We start from the raw sequence: 18,493 nt of genomic DNA on the forward strand, positions 1-18,493 counted from the left end.
GAGTGCTACCTCTCTGCAGCGCCGAAGACCGGCGGGGTCCGGTGTGGAAGTTCGCTACCACAATAGTGCCGTGCGGCGCGGACGGGCCGGTCGCCGATCATCCGGGAGCGCCGCCGCGAAGGCGCTGAAGTGCTTGTTTGACCCGATGCGGGTCGGTGGTGGTCCAGAACGGCGGAAGGGAAGCCCGCAGATAGCCACCGTAACGGGCGGTGGCCATCCGGGAGTCCAGCACCGCCACTACGCCGCGGTCGTCGACCCGACGCAGCAGCCGGCCCGCACCCTGGGCGAGCAGCAGGGCCGCGTGCGCAGCCGCCACCGCCATGAAGCCGTTGCCACCCCGCGCCGCCACCGCGCGCTGCCGGGCGGTCAGCAGCGGATCGTCGGGTCGCGGGAAGGGAATGCGGTCGATGAGCACCAACGACAGCGACGGACCCGGCACGTCGACGCCCTGCCACAACGACAGTGTGCCGAACAACGAGGTCTGCGGGTCGGCGGCGAACTGCTCGACCAGCGCGGCGGTGCTGTCGTCGCCTTGGCACAGCACCGGGGTGTCGAGGCGCGCGCGCATCGCCTCGGCGGCGGCTTTCGCGGCGCGCATCGACGAGAACAGGCCCAAGGTGCGTCCGTCGGCTGCTTCGATGAGTTCGGCGATCTCGTCGAGTTGCGGCTGCGAACCGGTGCCGTCGCGGCCCGGCGGCGGCAGGTGCGCCGCGATGTAGAGGATCCCGGACTTGGCGTGTTCGAATGGTGAGCCGACGTCCAGCCCGCGCCAGGATGGTCCGTCGGCGAGCCCCCAGGCGGCGGCCATCACATCGAACGAACCGCCGATGGTCAACGTCGCCGACGTGAGCACCGCGGTCGCGGCGTCGAACAGCCGGCCGCGGATCAGGCCGGCTACCGACAGCGGCGCCACCCGCAGCACCGGACGCATCGTTGCACCCGTCGATCCCCGAGCCGCCGCGCTCCTGCCCCCCGGACTGTCCTCGTGATCGAGCCACACCACATCCGTGCGGTCCGGTATCGCTGGCACGAACGAGTCCAGCACCCGCGCGGCGGTGTCGGCGATCTCGCTCAGCGCGGCGATCGCCTCGGTGCGCGCCGGGGCCGTCCTGGGGTCACGCGGAGACGGGTCGATGTCGGCGCGCGCTGCGTTCGCCGCGTCACGCAGGGCGGTCAGATACGTCGCCAACTCGGCGTCGAGATAGTCCATCCGGCCCGGTTCCGCGTCGTGGATGGCCGAGGAGAACGTCGCGACCGCGGCCTCCATCCGCTTGCTCAGCTCCGGGCTGACCAGCCGGGCGATGCGCCGGGTCGCCACACCCAGTGGCGCGGGAGTGAGCTCGCCGGTGGCCACCGAGGTCACCCGGTCCACCAACTCGTGCGCCTCGTCGACCACCACGTACTCGTGCTCGGGCAGCACGGATGCCTCCGCGATCGCGTCGATGGCCAGCAGTGCGTGGTTGGTGACCACGATGTCGGCGTCACCGGCCACCGCCCGGGCCTTTTCCGCGAAGCAGTCCGCGCCGAAGGGGCAGCGCGCCATCCCGAGGCATTCGCGGGCCGACACGCTGACCTCAGACCAGGATCGTTCCGCCACCCCCGGCGTGAGGTCGTCGCGGTCGCCGGTCTCGGTCGACGACGCCCATGCCGTCAGCCGGGCCACGTCACGGCTCAGCGCGGTGGCCGCCATCGGTTCGAACAGCTCCACCTGAGAGGAGTCGGCGTCGGTGTCGGGAGTACCGTGAATCTTGTTCAGGCACAGATAGTTTCGTCGGCCTTTGAGCAGGGCGAACCGCGGCCGACGGGGCAGGGCATCGGCCAGCGCGTCGACCAGCCGGGGCAGGTCGCGGTCGACGAGCTGGCGTTGCAGGGCGATGGTGGCGGTGGACACCACCACGGGTGACTCCGCGGTGATGGCCCGCGCGATCGCGGGCACCAGGTAGGCCAGCGACTTTCCCGTCCCTGTCCCGGCCTGCACCGCGAGATGCTCCCCGGACTCGAGCGCGTGCGCCACCGCCTCGGCCATCGTCACCTGGCCAGGACGCTGGCTGCCGCCCAGTGCTGCGACCGCGGTGGCCAGCAGCTCGGCGACCGGCGGGAATTCCTCAGCGCTCACCGTCGGCGCGCCGTTACCTGGCGGGTCGGGATCGCGGGTTCGCCGCGGGACAGGGCCAGGCCCTCCCAGGGCAGGCTGTGCAGTCCGGCGACCACCCGCTCGCGGGCCGCGGTGAGATCCGGCGTCGCCAGCAGTCGGCCGCCCCGCACCAGCGGCACCGTCAGCAGCCGTGCCGGCTCGGCGCTCTCGACGGGTTCGCCGACCGGGTGGATCACCTCTTCGGTGATCGTGCCGGTGGGCCGGGACAGCCGTGTCGCGGCCTTGCGTCCGCCATGAGATTCCTTGTGGCTGCTGCGCTTCTGCACCGGAAGTCCGTCGACCTCGACCAGTTTGTAGACCATGCTGGCCGTCGGTGCGCCCGAGCCGGTGACCACCGAGGTGCCCACGCCGTAGGTGTCGACGGGGTCGGCGCGCAGCGCTGCGATCGAGTACTCGTCGAGATCGCCGGACACCACGATCTGGGTGCCGGTGGCGCCCAGCTCGTCGAGTTGGGCGCGAACCTGCCGGGCCAGCACACCCAGGTCGCCGGAGTCGATGCGCACCGCGCCGAGCCCGGTACCCGCGACGGCGATGGCGTTGGCCGCGCCGACGATCACGTCATAGGTGTCGACCAGCAGCGTGGTGCCGACCCCCAGCGCGTCGACCTGAGCCCGGAACGCGGCCTTCTCATCCGGGCCGTCGGCGCCGGTGTGCAGCATCGTGAACGCATGAGCGCTGGTGCCCAGCGCGGGCACGCCGTAGCGGCGGCACGCCTCGAGGTTGGACGTACCGGCAAACCCGGCGATGTAGGCGGCACGCGCCGAGGCGACCGCCGCCTGCTCATGCGTGCGCCGCGATCCCATCTCGATCAGCGGTCGGCCCGCGGACGCGCTGACCATCCGGGCGGCTGCCGAGGCGATCGCGGTGTCGTGATTGAAGATCGACAGCGCCAATGTCTCGAGCACCACGCATTCGGCGAACGTGCCGGTGACCGAGAGCACCGGCGACCCGGGGAAGTACAGCTCGCCCTCGGCGTAACCGTCGATGTCGCCGCTGAATCGGAAGCCACGCAGGTAGTCCAGCGTGGCCGCGTCGAGAAACGAGCTCAGCGAGTCCAGCGCGCCGTCGTCGAAGACGAACTCCGTCAACGCCTCCAGGAACCGGCCGGTGCCCGCCACCACGCCGTAGCGGCGGCCCTCCGGCAGGCGGCGGGCGAAGACCTCGAAGGTGGTACGGCGCGCGGCGGTCCCGTCCCGCAAGGCCGCCGACAGCATCGTCAGCTCGTACTTGTCGGTCAGCAGCGCGGCCGTCACACGGCAACGGTATCGGCTGACGCGACACCGGGAGCGCGGACGTCGGGAGATTGCGTCGGCTCGCTATCCTTGGACCCATGGGCGCGTCAGCAGCACCGACCCGGCCGGGCACCAGCGGGCAGCAGGCAACTGAACCCGACGACGTCGTGGACCGCCCGTGGGTCACCATCGTCTGGGACGACCCGGTGAACCTGATGAACTACGTGACCTACATCTTCCAGAAGCTGTTCGGCTACAGCGAGCCTCAGGCAACCAAACTGATGCTCCAGGTCCACAACGAGGGCAAGGCGGTGGTGTCGTCGGGCAGCCGCGAGTCCATGGAAGTCGACGTGTCCAAACTGCATGCGGCCGGCCTGTGGGCCACCATGCAGCAGGACCGCTGAGCGCGGCGCTGATTCGTGCGCAAATGGAAGCGGGTCGACACCGCTGACGGTCCCCGTTTCCGGTCCGCTCTGGCTCCGCACGAGGCGGCGCTGCTGAAGAACATGGTGACCTCGGTGCAGGGCATGCTCGACGAGTGGGAGGCGGCGGCCCCGTCCGACCCGCTGACCCAGATCACCGGGATCCGCACCGGCCACTCCCAGCCGCCCGAGGACGCGACGATGCGCCGGCTGCTACCCGACTTCTTCGAGCCCCAACGTGATCACCCGGCCGGCTCGGCGGCCGCCGAGAGTCTCAACGGTGCGCTGCGTGGCCTGCACGAGCCGGACATCATTGACGCGAAAAAGGCTGCTGCACAACGGCTTTTGGATACCTTGCCCGACGACGGCGGTCGGTTCGAGCTCACCGAGGCCGACGCCAACGCCTGGGTCTCGGCGGTCAACGACGTGCGACTGGCGCTGGGCACCATGCTGGAGATCGGTCCCGATGGCCCGGACCGTCTTCCCGCCGATCATCCGCTGGCCGGGCATCTCGACGTTTACCAGTGGCTGACCGTGCTGCAGGAGTATCTGGTGCTGGGCCTGATGGGCAAGCCCATCCGATGAGCGCAGGCGCGATCACCGACGTCGAGGGCATTCTGGTCGGCCAGCACCACCGCCTCGATGCCGACGCGACGCTCGGTTCGGGGTGGGCGTCCGGCACCACCGTCGTCATCGCTCCGAGCGGGACCGTCGGGGCGGTCGACGTCCGCGGCGGCGCACCCGGCACCCGCGAGACCGACCTGCTCGACCCGTCCAACAGCGTCCGGCATGCCGACGCGGTGGTGCTCACCGGCGGCAGTGCCTACGGCCTGGCCGCCGCCGACGGGGTGATGACCTGGCTCGAGGAGCAGGGCCGCGGCGTCAAGATGGACGGCGGCGTGGTGCCGATAGTTCCAACCGCGGCGATTTTCGATCTTCCCGTCGGCGGCTGGGCGTGCCGGCCGACCGCCGACTTCGGCTACCGGGCAGCGGCGTCAGCCGGGGCGGATGTCGCCGTGGGCACCGTGGGAGCCGGTGTCGGCGCCCGCGCCGGGGTGCTCAAGGGCGGCCTCGGTACCGCCTCGATCACCCTGGACTCCGGGGTGACCGTCGGCGCCGTCGTCGCGGTCAACAGTGCGGGCAATGTCATCGACCCCGCCACCGGCCTGCCGTGGATGGCCCACCTGATCGCCGAGTTCGGGCTGGTCGCACCGCCCGCCGAGCAGATCGCCGCGCTGGCGGCCCGCGATGGCGAACTCAACGCGCTCAACACCACCATCGCGGTGGTCGCCACCGACGCCGCGCTGTCACCGGCGGCCTGTCACCGCTTCGCCGTCGCCGCCCAGGACGGTCTGGCCCACACCATCCGGCCGGCCCACACCCCGCTGGACGGCGACACCGTCTTCGCTTTGGCCACCGGTCGCGTCGTCGTCGAACCCGACCCGGACACCCCGGTCGCCATGTCACCGGAAACCAAGCTGGTCGCCTCGCTCGGTGCCGCGGGGGCAGACTGTTTGGCGCGCGCGGTACTGGTCGCTGTGATGGCTGCCGAGCAGGTGGCTGGAATACCGACCTACCGCGACATGTCGCCCGGAGCGTTCGGGGCGAACGCCCACTGAACGAGGCGCTGCAAGGAGGAGCCTCCGCCGTGCTGGTGATCCGTGCCGACTTGGTCGACGCCATGATCGACCACGCCCGCGCGGATCACCCCGACGAGGCGTGCGGTGTGCTGGCCGGGCCGGACGGGTCCGATCGCCCGGAGCGGCACGTCGCGATGCTCAACGCCGAACGGTCGCCGACGTTCTACCGCTTCGACTCCGGCGAGCAGCTCAAGGTGTGGCGGAAGATGGACGCCGACGACGAGGTTCCCGTTGTCATCTACCACTCGCACACCGCGACTGAGGCCTACCCCAGCCGCACCGACATCGCGTATGCCTCCGAACCCGACGCGCACTACGTCCTGGTCTCCACCCGCGATCCGGAGCGACACGAGCTCCGCAGCTACCGGATCCAAGACGGTGTGGTCACCGAGGAACCCGTCACCATCGTCGACCGCTACGAGCCATCCGAAAGGCGCCCATGACTGTCACCGTGTCCATCCCGACCATCCTGCGCAGCCACACCGGTGGTGAAAAGCGGGTCAGCGCGACCGGTTCCACATTGGAGGCGGTGATCGCCGACCTCGAGGCCAACTACTCGGGTATTTCCGAGCGGCTGGTCGATGGCGGCAAGCTCAACCGGTTCGTCAACATCTACGTCAACGACGAGGACGTCCGGTTCTCCGGTGGGCTGGGCACGCAGATCGCCGACGGCGACTCCGTGACGATCCTGCCCGCCGTAGCAGGCGGCGCCTGTCGACCGGGTGCCTACGCCGGTAGCCTGGATGATGCAGAGGAGGCGCTGGACGGCCAGCTCTGGGCATGACGTCGGAGGATGGGTAGCGGATGAACCAGCCATTGGGCTATCCGGCGACCCCGCCGCCCGAGCCCAAGGCGCCTGCCTGGAAGGTCGGCGGCGCCACCATCGTGTCGTTCGTGGTGCTGCTCTATCTCATCGAACTCGTCGACCAGCTGTCCGACCACTCCCTGGACCGCAACGGAATCCGGCCCCTGGAGACCGACGGCCTGTGGGGTGTGATCTTCGCGCCGCTGCTGCACGGGAGCTGGCAGCACCTGGCCGCCAACACCGTGCCCGCGCTGGTGCTGGGCTTCCTGGTCACGCTGGCCGGGATGTCGCGGTTCGTGTGGGCCACCGCGATCATCTGGATCGTCGGCGGCCTGGGCACCTGGCTGATCGGCAACGTCGGCTGCGGGCTGGAGACCAACCACATCGGCGCCTCCGGGCTGATCTTCGGCTGGCTGACGTTCCTGCTCGTGTTCGGCTGGTTCACCCGGCACATCTGGTGGATCGTCACCGGCGTCGTGGTACTGCTGGTCTACGGCGGCGTGCTGTGGGGCGCGGTCCCCGAACTCGACCGCTGCGGCGGGGTGTCCTGGCAGGGCCATCTGTGCGGTGCGATCGCCGGCGTGCTCGCCGCCTACTGGCTGTCCGGCCCGGAACGCACGGCCAGGGAACGCAAGAAGGCCGGTCAGCTGCCGCGCCTGACCTCATGAGCGACCGCTTCGCGCCGGTCGGGATCTTCGACTCCGGCGTCGGCGGGCTGACCGTCGCGCGTTCGATCATCGACCAACTGCCCGACGAGGACATCATCTACGTCGGCGACACCGCCAACGGACCGTACGGTCCGCTGAGCATCCCCGATGTCCGCGCGCACGCCCTGGCCGTCGGCGACGACCTCGTCGAGCGGGGGGTCAAGGCGCTCGTCATCGCGTGCAACACCGCGTCGTCGGCCTGCCTGCGCGACGCCCGGGAACGCTACGACGTGCCCGTCGTTGAGGTGATCCTGCCGGCCGTCCGTCGGGCGGTGGCCACCACCCGCACCGGGCGCATCGGCGTGATCGGCACTCAGGCCACCATCGCCTCCGGCGCCTACCAGGACGCGTTCGCCGCCGCCCGCGACGTCGACGTCGCCGCGGCGGCCTGCCCGCGGTTCGTCGACTTCGTCGAGCGTGGCGTCACCAGCGGACGGCAGGTACTCAATCTCGCCGAGGGCTACCTCGAGCCGCTGCAGCGCGCGCAGGTCGACACTCTGGTGCTCGGCTGCACGCACTACCCGCTGCTGTCCGGGCTGATCCAGCTGGCGATGGGCGACGAGGTCACTCTGGTGTCCAGCGCCGAGGAGACCGCGAAGGATCTGCTGCGCGTGTTGACCGAACGCGACCTGCTGCGCCCGCACGACGCTCCGCCGGCGACGCGGGTCTTCGAGGCGACCGGTGACCCGGAGTCGTTCCTCGTTCTGGCGTCGCGTTTCCTGGGACCGGCGATCACGGGTGTCCAACCTGTTCAGCGTCACGTCGGCGCTCAGAAGTGATTCTCAAGGTCAAAGCCGCGAAGTTCTCCTCTCGGGGCAGCCGGGCATGGCAAGCTTGTGGCTGTGCGAATCACCGTCCTCGGTTGCTCCGGCAGTGTTGTCGGGCCCGATTCGCCGGCGTCCGGCTACCTGCTGACCGCTCCTGACACCCCGCCGCTCGTGCTCGACTTCGGTGGCGGCGTGCTCGGTGCGCTGCAGCGCTATGCCGACCCCAACGACGTTCACGTCCTGCTGTCGCATTTGCACGCCGATCACTGCCTGGACCTTCCCGGCCTGTTCGTGTGGCGGCGCTACCACCCGACACCGGCCAAGGGCCGCGGCACCATATACGGGCCGAGCGATACCTGGACCCGGCTGGCGGCGGCGTCCTCCCCGCGGGGCGGTGAGCTCGACGACTTCTCCGATCTCTTCGAGATCCGGCACTGGATCGACGGTCAGCCCGTCCAGGTCGGTGCGCTCGGTGTGCTGCCCAAGCTGGTCACCCACCCGACCGAGTCGTTCGGGATGCGCATCACCGATCCGTCGGGTGCCACGCTGGTCTACAGCGGTGACACCGGCATGTGCGAGTCGCTGGTCGAGCTGGCCACCGGCGCCGATGTCTTCCTCTGCGAGGCCTCCTGGACGCATGCCCCGGAGCGTCCGCCGCACCTGCATCTGTCGGGCACCGAGGCGGGGCAGGTCGCCAACCGGGCCGGTGTCGGTGAACTGCTGCTGACCCACATCCCGCCGTGGACGTCGCGCGAGGACGTCATCAGCGAGGCCAAGGCCGAGTTCGACGGTCCGATGCACGCCGTGGTCTGCGGGGAGAGCATCGACGTCCGCCGGTCCTGACCGCTCGGCTAGTGTTGCCAGGTGTCACGACGACAAGACGGCAGGCTTGACGACGAACTGCGGCCGGTGACCATCAGCCGCGGCTTCACCTCCCACCCGGCCGGTTCGGTTCTGATCAGCTTCGGTGAAACCCGGGTCATGTGCACGGCCAGCGTCACCGAGGGCGTGCCCCGCTGGCGTAAAGGCTCAGGGGAGGGCTGGCTGACCGCCGAGTACGCAATGCTGCCCGGTGCCACCCACACTCGCTCGGACCGTGAGTCGGTCAAGGGCCGCCTCGGTGGGCGCACCCAGGAGATCAGCCGGCTGGTAGGCCGCTCGCTGCGGGCCTGCATCGACCTGAAAGCGTTGGGCGAGAACACCATCGCCATCGACTGCGACGTGCTGCAGGCCGACGGCGGCACCCGCACGGCCGCGATCACCGGGGCCTACGTCGCACTGTCGGATGCCATCACCTACCTGGCCGCCGCGGGCAAACTGTCTGACCCCAAGCCGCTGTCGTGCGCGATCGCGGCGGTGAGCGTCGGCGTGGTGGACGGTCGGGTGCGCCTGGATCTGCCCTACGAGGAGGATTCACGCGCCGAGGTCGACATGAACGTGGTGGCCACCGACACCGGAACACTGGTGGAGATCCAGGGCACCGGGGAAGGTGCGACGTTCCCGCGCTCGACGCTGGACAAGATGCTCGACGTGGCGCTCGCCGGCTGCGAGACGCTGTTCGCCATCCAACGCGAGGTCCTGGCGCAGCCCTATCCCGGCGTGCTGCCCGAAGGGCCGCCGGCCAAGAAGGCGTTCGGCAGCTGACGATGGCGCCGCTCCCCGTCGTCGCCGGCGCGTGACCACCGTTGTGGTCGCCAGCCGCAATCGCAAGAAGCTGGCCGAACTGCGCCGCGTCCTCGACGCCGCCGGCGTCTCCGGGCTGACCCTGGTGTCCCTCGACGACGTGCCGCCCTTCGACGAGGCGCCCGAGACCGGGGCGACGTTCGAGGAGAACGCGTTGGCCAAGGCGCGCGACGCCTACGCCGCCACCGGGCTGGCGACCGTCGCCGACGACTCCGGACTGGAAGTCGTGGCACTCAACGGGATGCCTGGGGTGCTCTCGGCGCGGTGGTCGGGTGCCCACGGTGACGACGTCGCCAACTACACACTGCTGCTGGCCCAGTTGCGCGACGTTCCCGACGAACGCCGCGCGGCGGCGTTCGCGTCGGCGTGCGCGCTGGTCTACGGTCCCGGTGACGACGACAGTGTGGTGGTGCGTGGGGTATGGCCCGGGGCGATCGCCCGGGAGCCGCGCGGCGAGGGGGGCTTCGGCTACGACCCGGTCTTCGTTCCCGAGGGCGAGACGCGCAGCGCCGCGCAATTGACCGCTTCAGAGAAGGACGCGGTGTCGCATCGCGGCCGAGCGCTGGCCCTTCTGCTGCCGGCGCTGCGCGCTCTGGCGGGCTGAGGCACCGCGATCGACGTCGCGAGCCGGGCCGGTGGCGACGCTCCCGTGACGGGACTCATCCGCCAGCAGATCAGAGGTTGAACCGGGCCTTGAGGTCGCGGGTCTGTACCTGCTCGACGATGATGCCCAGCAGCGGGATGGTGCCGGCCAGCAGCACGCCGATGGTCTTGGCGATCGGCCAGCGGACCTTCACCGCGAGGTTGGCGGTGAACAACAGGTAGATGAAGTACACCCAGCCGTGCACCACGCCGATCCAACTCGGCGGGTTGTCCACCTTCACGATGTACTTCATCACCATCTCGTAGCACAGCGCGATCAGCCAGATACCGGTCGTCCACGCCATGACCCGGTAGCCGTTGAGGGCGGTGCGGAGCTTCTCGACCGGGACGATCGGCTGGGCGTGTGCCTCCGGGGTGTCGGGTGCGCTCATATAGCGGTCCTATTCTGGTGATGGTCGTTCGCCTCATCGGCTTTGGCGAGCTCGGCCAGATAGGCGTTGTACTCCCGCAGAGCGGGATCTTGGACAGCGGATTGTGTTGCAGCCGTTGGGCGTTCTGGCAGAAGTCCGGCCGGGATCTCGGTGACGGCCGCTGCTGCCGCGGGCTGCTGGGGCGGGGCTTCCTCGTAGCGGACGAACTTGCGGTAGGCGTAGATGCAGAAGCCCGCGAACGCGGGCCACTGCAAGGCGTAGCCGAGGTTCTGAAAGCTGCCCGACGTCGACTCGTACCGGGTCCACTGCCACCAGCCCAGCGCCAGGCAGCCGCCGGCCGCGATGATCACCAAAGGGATCAGCGCATACTTGCGGCGGCGGGTCGTGGACACACCACGACGGTACCGTGCAAGATGGGTCGCATCACCGAGAGGATCGTCGCGCCGCAAGGCTAGAATCTGTGCGTCCGCGGGCGTGGTGGAACTGGCAGACACCCGGGCTTTAGGTGCCCGTGCTCGAAAGAGCGTGAGGGTTCGAGTCCCTCCGCCCGCACGATTACGATTGAGTCGCGTCGCTGAACATGTTGGTCGCCACACGCCGGCAATGCGATCGCGATGGATTGCTTCGTTATGCGTCAATCGTCGGACGCGGATTCCGCCACTGCGTTGACGCTGGAGAACCTACCGCCGCCGCTGAACGACTCGGGATCACAAAGTGAACGCCAAGTGTCCGCAGGCCGTCGTGTTCTGGCGTCAGACCAACACGCTCGTCATTGAACGGTGGGCGAACATCATCGGAACATCGACGCGGATCGGCGGCGGGCGACCGATGACGACCGATGATGATGGCGACCAATTTTGACTGTGCCGCCTTGAGTGCGGGAATGTGCGCGATGGGAGATTTCTTCGATGCGGACCGTGTTTCACGAGAAACTCGATGAGCTGACTGGCCAGCTCGCTAAGCTGTGCGGCCAGGCCGGGCTGTCGATGAAGAGCGCAACCCAGGCGCTGCTCGATGCCGACCTAGCTGCAGCCGAACAGGTCATCAGCGACCACGACCAGATGGGGGCGCTGCGGGCGACAGCCGAGCAAGCCGCTTTCGCGTTGCTGGCGCTGCAACAGCCGGTGGCCGGTGACCTGCGGGTGGTCTTCAGTGCGATCCAGATCATCGGCGACGTTGAACGCATGGATGCCCTGGCGGTGCACGTCGCCAAGATCGCCCGACTGCGCTACCCCGACCACGTGGTGTACGGCGAGGTCAGTGACTGCTTCGCCGATATGGGCAGGCTCGCCGTCGAGCTCGGTGAGAGCGCCCGACAGGTTCTGCTGACCCCTGACCCAGCGGCGGCCGCCCGTCTGCGCGAAGAGGACAACGCGATGGATGACCTCTACCGCCGCCTGTTCGGCCTGCTGATGAGTCCGACTTGGCAGCACGGTGTACCCGCTGCGGTCGACACCGCGCTACTCGGGCGCTTCTACGAACGCTTCGCCGACCACGCCGTCGAGGTCGGCCGCCGCGTCATCTTCGTCGCCACCGGAACACTGCCTGCCGAGGAAGACATCTCCACCTACTGACAGCACGCTGACGCAGGAGGCTGCTCGACGACTCGCCGCGGTGGGCGCGAACGAAATCGCGACTGTGCCGCCGGTGCGCCCCTTGACCGAATTCTTGGGCGCAAGCCTCGCCATTTATGGCGGGGTGAGCCCATCCCGTGTGTCGCCGGGCGTAGCCCGGCGTTCAGAGAGGTCGGGCTTGGCCGTCGATGTATTGCTTGATGATCGATAAGGGTGCGCCGCCGCAGGAGACGGCGAAGTAGGACGGCGACCACAGGTGTCCGCGCATGCGGGCGCGAACACACGCGCCGGTGAATTCGCGTCGCACCGCGTACGCGGTGCGGCCCTTGAGCCGCTGCGCGAGAACGGAAATCGCCAGCGTGGGCGGATAGGCGACCAGCACATGCACGTGGTCGGCCTCACCGTTGAACTCGACCAACTCGACATCGAGCTCGGCGCACACGGTACGCATGGTGGTTTCGGCGAAGGTGAGTATTGGATCGGTGAACAGTTTGCGTCGGAACTTGGTTACGAAGACGAGGTGGGCGTGCAGCAGCGACACGCTGTGCCGTTTACGGCGATACGTCGTTTGTGTCAGTGGTCACCTCTACGGTTGAGCTTGTGGGTAAGGCCTATCGCATGGCGCCGACACCGGCCGCCGAGCCGGTGCGCAAGCCGCGTGCGCGTAAACGCCCGAAGGGCGCGCCCACCCATGTGCGGTCCTGGCCGCTGCGGCCGACGGGGGCGCAGTGCCGCCAGATCGGCACTCGGTTCTTCACCGGGGTACGGGTGTATAACGCGGTGCTGGGCGAGTTCATCGGGCGTAGCCGCGCGGTGAAGGCCGATCCGGCCTGGCAGGCGGCGCGCGAATTGCCGCGACGCACGGCCGCCGAGCGTAAGAGGCGTGGTGCCGCCTTTGGGGCGGTGCAGGCCGCGCATGGGTTCACCGCCGATGCCGCACAGTCATTCGCCTCGTCGCTGCGCAAGTCGTGGGTGCGTGAACATCTGCCGGCGCAGGAGACCCAGAATCTGGGGGCGCGAGCGTTTGATGCGGTGCGCCAGTGGCACGTCGGCAAGAAGGGCAAGCCGCGGTTCAAGAACGCCCGGCGCGGTCTGCATTCGGTGGCGGCCAAGGACGGCAATGGTGCGCTGCGGCCGAACACCGATGATGCTGGGCGGTTGGTCGGGTTGCAGTGGGGACGGAATGCCCGCCGGTGAATCGTCTCTGACCAGTAAGCGACCGACCGGCGAAGTGGCCCCGGCGGCTGCAGGGACACGACTAGGGTCGATCCTGCCGCACTATTTACGACAACGAGCGCGATAGGAAACAATCATGGCTGACCTCATCGAACTGGCCAACGACGCCGCCAAGGAACTACTTAAAGCCATAAGGGACCAAGCCCCAAAAGCCAGTGACTCGAAGTTGCTCAACCTTGCACAGGCGTTTTCGCTCGTCGTTTCTGCCGAGGTCACCGCGGAGCTGGTGGAGGAGGACGAATTGTGGGAGTCGGAGGACGATGAGCCGGGGCCATCACCAGAGCCGAGCTTGCCGGACGAGGAGCCCGCTAGTTAGATTAGACGCCCTCTCGGGCCGACACGGCTCAATTCGCTTCTACCACTTCGTGGTTGGGCGCCGAGTAGCTCGGGCATCGACACCGAAGGCGAACTTTCCCGGCCGGACACTCGGGCCCGCAGTTGACGACTGATTCGATAAGCATCAATATAGACCTGTGCCGATGTCACCGTCTCCTGAGGGCGAGCCCTGCTTGCCCGCGTCGATGAGCTCATCGCAGAGCTGCTACCCGGAACCGTCAATGGCTGAAACGACGGTTGAATGACCCACACGGCCGCTCTGCCCCGGCGTCTTCTCTCAGAGTTCGTTGGTAGCGGGTTGCTGGTCACCGTCGTGGTGGGTTCGGGCATCGCAGCTGCCCAGTTATCCCCCAACGATGTCGGGCTGCAGCTGTTGGAAAACTCGACGGCCACGGTCTTCGGGCTCGCAGTTTTGATCCTGCTGTTCGGCCCCGTTTCTGGCGCCCACTTCAATCCGGTTGTGACTGCGTCGGACTGGCTGCTGGGGCGGCGGGCTGGCACCGGGATACGCAGCGGGGACGCTCTCGCCTACGCGGCGGCCCAGATCACCGGCGCCATCGCCGGTTCGTGGCTAGCCAACCTGATGTTCGACCGCTCAGTGTTCGAGATCGCCACGAAGGATCGCATTACCACCGGTCACCTGGTCGGTGAAGTGGTAGCCACGGCTGGACTCATCGCTTTGATCTTTGCCCTGGCCCGCACCGGTCGCGCCGCACTCTCGGCTGCGGCCGTCGGCGCCTACATCGGCGCGGCCTACTGGTTTACCAGTTCCACCTCGTTCGCCAACCCTGCCGTGACGATCGGAAGAATGTTCTCCGACACCTTCGCCGGCATCGCTCCAGGGTCAGTCCCCGGCTTCATCGGTGCCCAAATCATCGGCGCCGCAGTCGGTTTGGCGCTTATCGCCACCCTGTTCCCTGATATCGCCGCCGATGCCGACGACGTCGTCGTCCCTCACGAAGACCTCAGCGACACCGTGTAAGCAATTGGATTGGGCGCGTCAGGGTGAAAGGCCCTGGACGCAAACAGCGTTCGCTCAATTTCAGGGCATGTGTGCTCGCCGCAGACGGTAGCTGGGGAGTTGGAGGTAGCCGCGCACGCGACGCGGCGCACGAACCGACAGAGTGAACTGCTGGGCGTCGGCCAGCTCTGTGGCCATCGCCTGGTCGACCCGGATGGTGCCTTTGCGGGCGAGGCTGGTCAGTCGGGCGGCGACGTTCACCACGGGGCCGAACACGTCACCACCGCGCTCGAGCACCGGCCCGAACGCCAGCCCGGCGTGCATCTGCGGCAGGGTGTCGTCGACGGTGAACATGTCCAACAACTGCATGGTAGCCTCTGCGGCTGAGGCGGGATCGTTGATCACGAACAGGATTTCGTCGCCGAGGTTCTTGATCACCCGCCCACCGTGGGCGACGACGGTGTCGAGCACGGCCGTTTCGAACCGATCGAGCACCCTCGCCAGCTCGGTGAGGTCAACGTTGCGCGACAGCCGCGTGTACCCGGTCAGGTCGATGAAGCCCACCGCTGCCTGCCGGCTCTCGGCGGAGACGTCCAGGCCAGATCCGTCGGGAAACAACGCCCGCCCCACCTCGGCGGCCAGATGCCGACGCCAGGCATACACCGTGGCCCGCTCCAGCACCGGCAACAATTCTCGAGTTGTGATGAGGGCTTGGGCCGCCAGGTCGTCGGACAAGTGTGGGTCCTCAACCTTTCGGCCGGCCGCGATTCGCGCTCCCAGCACCTCGGAGATGAAACTCGTCTGCGCCGCCGCCAGGCGTGACATCAGATTGCCCAGGGGGCGGGCCAGTTCCACCAGCCCGTCGCCGTCCACGATGTCGGCGCCAAGCAGTCCGGCCACATCGGTCAGGGCGGCGACGTCCGCGCTGGTGAACACCCGCTGCTCATCACCGACTTCGGGAAACCCCAATGCCCGCCAGAGTCGTCGCGCCTCATCGAGGTCGACACCGGCCTGTTCGGCGACCTCCAGCCGGGTATAGCGGCCCTCCCCGGCCAGCAGTCCCCGGGTGATCACCTCCGCCGGGGAGACTTGGGCTTCTGGTTCGAGGTCCGCCTCGATGGCGTTCAGGAGCCCGAGCCGGGCCAGGAGTGCCGCCAGCAGGCTGCTGCTGCCCAGCCGGGCGAGTTCATTGACCCCGGCCGCCCCGAGTTCGATGATTCGCGCCACGAGACTGGCCGAACCGTGCACCGAATCCACCACGTGAAGTGACTCTCCGGCACGGCACCTGACGCTTCAGCTCTGCTTCTCTGAACTTCAGGTGAACAGACCGGCACCGCGGTGGGGTCGGTGACGGGAGTGGCTACCCTGGGAAGGTCGTCCGAAGTGTTGTCGGCGTGACGGTGATCCGCACGCTGTAGGACGCTATCGCCGCGCTGAGGCCTATTGCTTCTGCCTCCATGTGGTACTTGGACCAGAAGCCGTTGTCATCCCTGGGGTCGACGTTTTCAGCGGTGACTGCAGCCTTGCCGCCGATGATGACGATACCGCCGCCGAATCCATCGGATTCCAGGTGCACGCTCACCTCGGGGTGCTGGAACACATGGGTTACTCGGCTGGCATGGGGCCGGGTGTAGACGGTGACGTAGGTGCCGTCGAAGCTGAACCACACCAGCATCGGTGCGGGTATTCCCGTGGGTGCCACGGTGGTGAGCCAGGCGTAGCGGTCGCGCTTGAGCTTCCGGGTGATCTCGTGGGTGAGATCGGCGGCCGCGAAGGACGTTTCGGTCAGATGCCCGCCCACCCCTCGGAAGTCGAGTTCGTCGTCAGCCGAGTTCACGGAGTGCCTGCGAGCGACGTGTCCGAGCCCGTCGTGTGCGGCAAAAGTAGGTCAACCGCGGCACTCTCTTCGTTCAGCACGCGGGGAGGTTAGCGCATCGCGCGCAGCTGTGACTTCGCGATGGATGAACGTTGCGAGAACAGTGGTCGTCTGGGCGCCGCCCGGCTCGAACCCTGAACCCAGCCGGCCAATCGTGCCGGCGTCACAAGTCGGCGGACAGTCCCGGTAACGCTGCCCGCGCGGGGCTGCGGTTCTCCTGCAGATACACCGCCAGGGTCGTCGCCACCCGGTAGGTCGTCTCGTCGTCGGCGGCCAAGGGTCCGAGCACCCTGTCGACGAAGGACACGGCTTGGGCGTGGTCGACGCTGGCCAGCGCCGCCAGGGCGACGTCGCGGTAGCGGGCCAACTGCTCAGCGCGCGGGCCGCTCGGGGTGGCGACGCGACGGGCGTGGCTGGCCTCCATGTGGGTGTTGCGAAACCCCTTCAGGCCCCAGGCCGGGTCACCGAATGCGAAGCGCACACCGGCCGGAGAACCGACGGATCGACGGATGGCGCACGGCCGCAGCTTGGTGGTGCTCGATGCCGGCGAGGTGACCGATGATCTGGTGCGCGACATGGTGGAGGTGCTCACGTCGTTCTGTGCCCGACTCTATGGTCGGCGCAGTGCCCGAAACCGGGCGATCAAAGCCGTCGGCTGCGCGCAGCGTGATGTCGGACCGGCCGCGTTTGTCGGTGACCGGGGGAATGATGGCGGCCATGAGTAAGACCGCGGAGAAGATCGAGCGTGTCACGCTGTCCACGCTCAAACATCGGGATGGACCGATGGCGCTGTCAAACGGTTCCTGGGCGAGCCGGATGCCCTGGCGGCGAACCCGAATTATCGCAGTGGTCCGAAAATGCGCCTCTACGACCTGCCTCGTGTGGAGGCCGCCGAGCGCGGTGAGCAATGGCGTACGTGGTTTGACAAGACCAGGGAGCGGCGGGCGAAGGCGTCGGCTCAACAAAGCGAGCGGATGAACGCCTCTCGCGCGGAACTGACCGCACAGATCAACGCGGTCGAGATCCGGATTCCTCGCTTGGCGAAGGACACGCTGTTCGGAGTGGCGGTCGCCAACCGTAACGCCCAGTCAGAATGGCACGCGGCCGAAAGAGGTTACTACAACCACGATCCCGCCACCGTCGCCTCGGCCGATCCCGCTGTGTTGGAGCGGTGGGCGGTCAACTACCTGCGTCACGTCGAGACCGACTACGACCGGTTATTGGACAGTGTGACCGGCAGGGTCGGTGTCACCGAGGCCCGCCAGCTCATCCGTGAGCGGGTGCTCCACGCTATCGTCGGCCAGTACCCGTATCTCGCGGCGGAGTGCGCCCGCCAGGAGATATACCACTGATGAACCTACGCGCGATTGCTGATCCGTTTGTCGCCGCTGCACCGTCTGGTGCACGGGTACGGACCCGGTTGCGCGTCAACGACACCGATGCGGTGGTACTCACCCAAGTTGGTGGGTTACTGGGATCGCTTGCGGGTCGTGACCTGGCCGCGCGGTGCCGGGAGGGCCGGTTGGATGCGAAAGGTAAAGCGCGGTCGCGTCAGAAGCGGAAGAAGACGTTAACGAGCGAGTCGTCGTCGCGGTGGGCGGGGGCGATCACCCGCACCAGCGAGGACCAGTACCGGTTGGCCGAACAGAACCTGTGGGCGCAACGCGCCAGCCTCGCCGCGCGGATACGAACCATCACTACCCGTTTAGCTGCCCCGGTCGGCGACAAGGTCGGCACCGGCAAGAAGGCGGTACGCGGGTATGCGAGCAAGTCGGAGCGGCACGCGAAGACAGTCCGGTTGCACACGCTCACCACGCGTCTGGACGCGGTCGACGCCGACCTGATTGCCGGGACCGTTCATGTGGTTCGGGGCGGGAAAGCGTTGCTGCACAAACGGAATAACCTCGACGACGCGGGGCTGACGGTGCAGCAATGGCGCCAACAGTGGGCGGCGGCGCGGTTGTTCCTGACCGCTGACGGGGAAAAAGACAAAGCATGGGGCAACGAAACAATCCGCTGGAACCCCGATGAGCGGTGGCTGGAACTGAAACTCCTCCGCTGACAC

The 18,493-nt window shown here is 68.0% G+C and carries 23 protein-coding genes, 1 tRNA gene and 2 pseudogenes; 18 read left to right on the plus strand and 8 right to left on the minus strand.

Annotated features, from left to right (window positions below):
• Positions 1 to 97: 97 nt before the first annotated feature.
• Positions 98 to 2,116 (minus strand): ATP-dependent DNA helicase, encoded by a 2,019-nt coding sequence (locus K9U37_RS09220; protein WP_243071427.1) that lies wholly within the window; start codon positions 2,114 to 2,116, stop codon positions 98 to 100.
• Entirely contained in the window at positions 2,113 to 3,408 is a 1,296-nt protein-coding gene (locus K9U37_RS09225) for a nicotinate phosphoribosyltransferase (protein ID WP_308197362.1), read from the minus strand. The genes K9U37_RS09220 and K9U37_RS09225 overlap by 4 nt, the downstream gene beginning before the upstream one ends.
• 77 nt (positions 3,409 to 3,485) lie before the next feature.
• Between K9U37_RS09225 and clpS the strand changes: the two genes are divergently transcribed.
• The 10 genes and pseudogenes from clpS to rdgB all read left to right on the plus strand — a co-directional run bounded on the left by clpS (position 3,486) and on the right by rdgB (position 10,015).
• A complete protein-coding gene (clpS, locus tag K9U37_RS09230) occupies positions 3,486 to 3,791 on the plus strand; it encodes an ATP-dependent Clp protease adapter ClpS (RefSeq protein WP_243071428.1) in 306 nt (101 codons plus the stop codon).
• A gap of 15 nt (positions 3,792 to 3,806) precedes the next feature.
• The gene (gene aosR, locus K9U37_RS09235; protein WP_243071429.1) at positions 3,807 to 4,394 is read left to right on the plus strand and encodes an oxidative stress transcriptional regulator AosR; all 588 of its coding nucleotides are present in this window, start codon (positions 3,807 to 3,809) and stop codon (positions 4,392 to 4,394) included.
• Positions 4,391 to 5,428 carry a P1 family peptidase gene (locus K9U37_RS09240; protein ID WP_243071430.1) on the plus strand — a complete coding sequence of 346 codons (1,038 nt, stop codon included), beginning with the start codon at positions 4,391 to 4,393 and terminating at the stop codon, positions 5,426 to 5,428. The genes aosR and K9U37_RS09240 overlap by 4 nt, the downstream gene beginning before the upstream one ends.
• Before the next feature lie 29 nt (positions 5,429 to 5,457).
• Positions 5,458 to 5,892 (plus strand): M67 family metallopeptidase, encoded by a 435-nt coding sequence (locus K9U37_RS09245; protein ID WP_243071431.1) that lies wholly within the window; start codon positions 5,458 to 5,460, stop codon positions 5,890 to 5,892.
• Positions 5,889 to 6,158: pseudogene (locus K9U37_RS09250) on the plus strand (MoaD/ThiS family protein); the annotation flags it as partial. The gene K9U37_RS09245 and the pseudogene K9U37_RS09250, both read left to right, overlap by 4 nt.
• A gap of 95 nt (positions 6,159 to 6,253) precedes the next feature.
• A complete protein-coding gene (locus tag K9U37_RS09255) occupies positions 6,254 to 6,922 on the plus strand; it encodes a rhomboid family intramembrane serine protease (RefSeq protein WP_243071432.1) in 669 nt (222 codons plus the stop codon).
• Positions 6,919 to 7,740, plus strand: coding sequence for a glutamate racemase (murI, locus tag K9U37_RS09260; RefSeq protein ID WP_243071433.1), 822 nt, complete (start codon positions 6,919 to 6,921; stop codon positions 7,738 to 7,740). The genes K9U37_RS09255 and murI overlap by 4 nt, the downstream gene beginning before the upstream one ends.
• A 57-nt stretch (positions 7,741 to 7,797) precedes the next feature.
• Positions 7,798 to 8,571 carry a cyclic nucleotide-degrading phosphodiesterase gene (locus K9U37_RS09265; RefSeq protein WP_243071434.1) on the plus strand — a complete coding sequence of 258 codons (774 nt, stop codon included), beginning with the start codon at positions 7,798 to 7,800 and terminating at the stop codon, positions 8,569 to 8,571.
• Between the two features lie 21 nt (positions 8,572 to 8,592).
• A complete protein-coding gene (gene rph / locus K9U37_RS09270; protein WP_243071435.1) occupies positions 8,593 to 9,372 on the plus strand; it encodes a ribonuclease PH in 780 nt (259 codons plus the stop codon).
• Between the two features lie 31 nt (positions 9,373 to 9,403).
• Positions 9,404 to 10,015: an RdgB/HAM1 family non-canonical purine NTP pyrophosphatase gene (rdgB, locus tag K9U37_RS09275; protein WP_243071436.1), complete on the plus strand. Its 612-nt coding sequence runs from the start codon at positions 9,404 to 9,406 to the stop codon at positions 10,013 to 10,015.
• Positions 10,016 to 10,085: 70 nt separating this feature from the next.
• Here rdgB and K9U37_RS09280 read toward each other — a convergent pair whose 3' ends face one another.
• On the minus strand, positions 10,086 to 10,445 hold the full coding sequence (locus K9U37_RS09280) for a DUF3817 domain-containing protein (RefSeq protein ID WP_243071437.1): 360 nt from the start codon (positions 10,443 to 10,445) through the stop codon (positions 10,086 to 10,088).
• On the minus strand, positions 10,442 to 10,837 hold the full coding sequence (locus K9U37_RS09285; RefSeq protein WP_243071438.1) for a hypothetical protein: 396 nt from the start codon (positions 10,835 to 10,837) through the stop codon (positions 10,442 to 10,444). Before K9U37_RS09285 ends, K9U37_RS09280 begins: the two co-directional genes overlap by 4 nt.
• 76 nt (positions 10,838 to 10,913) lie before the next feature.
• On the opposite strand from K9U37_RS09285, the gene K9U37_RS09290 reads away from it, so the two are divergent.
• Positions 10,914 to 10,997, plus strand: a tRNA-Leu gene (locus K9U37_RS09290).
• 356 nt (positions 10,998 to 11,353) lie between these two features.
• Positions 11,354 to 12,019, plus strand: coding sequence for a phosphate signaling complex protein PhoU (phoU, locus tag K9U37_RS09295; protein WP_243071439.1), 666 nt, complete (start codon positions 11,354 to 11,356; stop codon positions 12,017 to 12,019).
• A 163-nt stretch (positions 12,020 to 12,182) separates the two neighbouring features.
• On the opposite strand, the gene tnpA is transcribed toward phoU, so the two are convergent.
• The gene (tnpA, locus tag K9U37_RS09300; protein ID WP_243073297.1) at positions 12,183 to 12,596 is read right to left on the minus strand and encodes an IS200/IS605 family transposase; all 414 of its coding nucleotides are present in this window, start codon (positions 12,594 to 12,596) and stop codon (positions 12,183 to 12,185) included.
• A 23-nt stretch (positions 12,597 to 12,619) separates the two neighbouring features.
• On the opposite strand from tnpA, the gene K9U37_RS09305 reads away from it, so the two are divergent.
• The 3 genes from K9U37_RS09305 (at position 12,620) to K9U37_RS09315 (ending at position 14,573) form a co-directional block, all read left to right on the plus strand.
• Positions 12,620 to 13,216: a hypothetical protein gene (locus K9U37_RS09305; RefSeq protein WP_243071440.1), complete on the plus strand. Its 597-nt coding sequence runs from the start codon at positions 12,620 to 12,622 to the stop codon at positions 13,214 to 13,216.
• A 115-nt stretch (positions 13,217 to 13,331) separates the two neighbouring features.
• Positions 13,332 to 13,571: a hypothetical protein gene (locus K9U37_RS09310; RefSeq protein WP_243071441.1), complete on the plus strand. Its 240-nt coding sequence runs from the start codon at positions 13,332 to 13,334 to the stop codon at positions 13,569 to 13,571.
• 261 nt (positions 13,572 to 13,832) lie between these two features.
• Entirely contained in the window at positions 13,833 to 14,573 is a 741-nt protein-coding gene (locus K9U37_RS09315; protein ID WP_243071442.1) for an aquaporin, read from the plus strand.
• A gap of 60 nt (positions 14,574 to 14,633) precedes the next feature.
• Here K9U37_RS09315 and K9U37_RS20180 read toward each other — a convergent pair whose 3' ends face one another.
• The 3 genes from K9U37_RS20180 to K9U37_RS09330 form a co-directional block, all read right to left on the minus strand.
• Positions 14,634 to 15,779 carry an adenylate/guanylate cyclase domain-containing protein gene (locus tag K9U37_RS20180; RefSeq protein ID WP_243071443.1) on the minus strand — a complete coding sequence of 382 codons (1,146 nt, stop codon included), beginning with the start codon at positions 15,777 to 15,779 and terminating at the stop codon, positions 14,634 to 14,636.
• Positions 15,780 to 15,912: 133 nt separating this feature from the next.
• Positions 15,913 to 16,389, minus strand: a complete 477-nt coding sequence (locus K9U37_RS09325; RefSeq protein WP_243071444.1) for a TIGR03667 family PPOX class F420-dependent oxidoreductase — start codon at positions 16,387 to 16,389, stop codon at positions 15,913 to 15,915.
• A 202-nt stretch (positions 16,390 to 16,591) separates the two neighbouring features.
• Positions 16,592 to 16,909: a CdaR family protein gene (locus K9U37_RS09330; protein ID WP_243071445.1), complete on the minus strand. Its 318-nt coding sequence runs from the start codon at positions 16,907 to 16,909 to the stop codon at positions 16,592 to 16,594.
• On the opposite strand from K9U37_RS09330, the pseudogene K9U37_RS09335 reads away from it, so the two are divergent.
• The 3 genes and pseudogenes from K9U37_RS09335 to K9U37_RS09345 all read left to right on the plus strand — a co-directional run.
• Positions 16,905 to 17,153: pseudogene (locus tag K9U37_RS09335) on the plus strand (hypothetical protein); the annotation flags it as partial. The gene K9U37_RS09330 and the pseudogene K9U37_RS09335 sit on opposite strands and share 5 nt — an antisense overlap.
• A gap of 132 nt (positions 17,154 to 17,285) precedes the next feature.
• On the plus strand, positions 17,286 to 17,780 hold the full coding sequence (locus tag K9U37_RS09340) for a hypothetical protein (protein ID WP_243071446.1): 495 nt from the start codon (positions 17,286 to 17,288) through the stop codon (positions 17,778 to 17,780).
• Positions 17,780 to 18,490 (plus strand): hypothetical protein, encoded by a 711-nt coding sequence (locus tag K9U37_RS09345; protein WP_243071447.1) that lies wholly within the window; start codon positions 17,780 to 17,782, stop codon positions 18,488 to 18,490. The genes K9U37_RS09340 and K9U37_RS09345 overlap by 1 nt, the downstream gene beginning before the upstream one ends.
• Positions 18,491 to 18,493 lie beyond the last annotated feature (3 nt).

Origin of the sequence: Candidatus Mycolicibacterium alkanivorans, assembly GCF_022760805.1 — a bacterium.
Classification (GTDB): Bacteria; Actinomycetota; Actinomycetes; order Mycobacteriales; family Mycobacteriaceae; genus Mycobacterium; species Mycobacterium alkanivorans.

Excerpts from the sequence above, each read along its gene's own strand:
- clpS (WP_243071428.1), top strand. The coding sequence starts at position 3,486 with ATGGGCGCGTCAGCAGCACCGACCCGGCCGGGCACCAGCGGGCAGCAG.
- K9U37_RS09240 (WP_243071430.1), top strand. The coding sequence starts at position 4,391 with ATGAGCGCAGGCGCGATCACCGACGTCGAGGGCATTCTGGTCGGCCAG.
- K9U37_RS09255 (WP_243071432.1), top strand. The coding sequence starts at position 6,254 with ATGAACCAGCCATTGGGCTATCCGGCGACCCCGCCGCCCGAGCCCAAG.
- murI (WP_243071433.1), top strand. The coding sequence starts at position 6,919 with ATGAGCGACCGCTTCGCGCCGGTCGGGATCTTCGACTCCGGCGTCGGC.
- K9U37_RS09280 (WP_243071437.1), bottom strand. The coding sequence starts at position 10,445 with ATGAGCGCACCCGACACCCCGGAGGCACACGCCCAGCCGATCGTCCCG.
- phoU (WP_243071439.1), top strand. The coding sequence starts at position 11,354 with ATGCGGACCGTGTTTCACGAGAAACTCGATGAGCTGACTGGCCAGCTC.
- K9U37_RS09310 (WP_243071441.1), top strand. The coding sequence starts at position 13,332 with ATGGCTGACCTCATCGAACTGGCCAACGACGCCGCCAAGGAACTACTT.
- K9U37_RS09315 (WP_243071442.1), top strand. The coding sequence starts at position 13,833 with ATGACCCACACGGCCGCTCTGCCCCGGCGTCTTCTCTCAGAGTTCGTT.
- K9U37_RS09340 (WP_243071446.1), top strand. The coding sequence starts at position 17,286 with ATGCGCCTCTACGACCTGCCTCGTGTGGAGGCCGCCGAGCGCGGTGAG.
- K9U37_RS09345 (WP_243071447.1), top strand. The coding sequence starts at position 17,780 with ATGAACCTACGCGCGATTGCTGATCCGTTTGTCGCCGCTGCACCGTCT.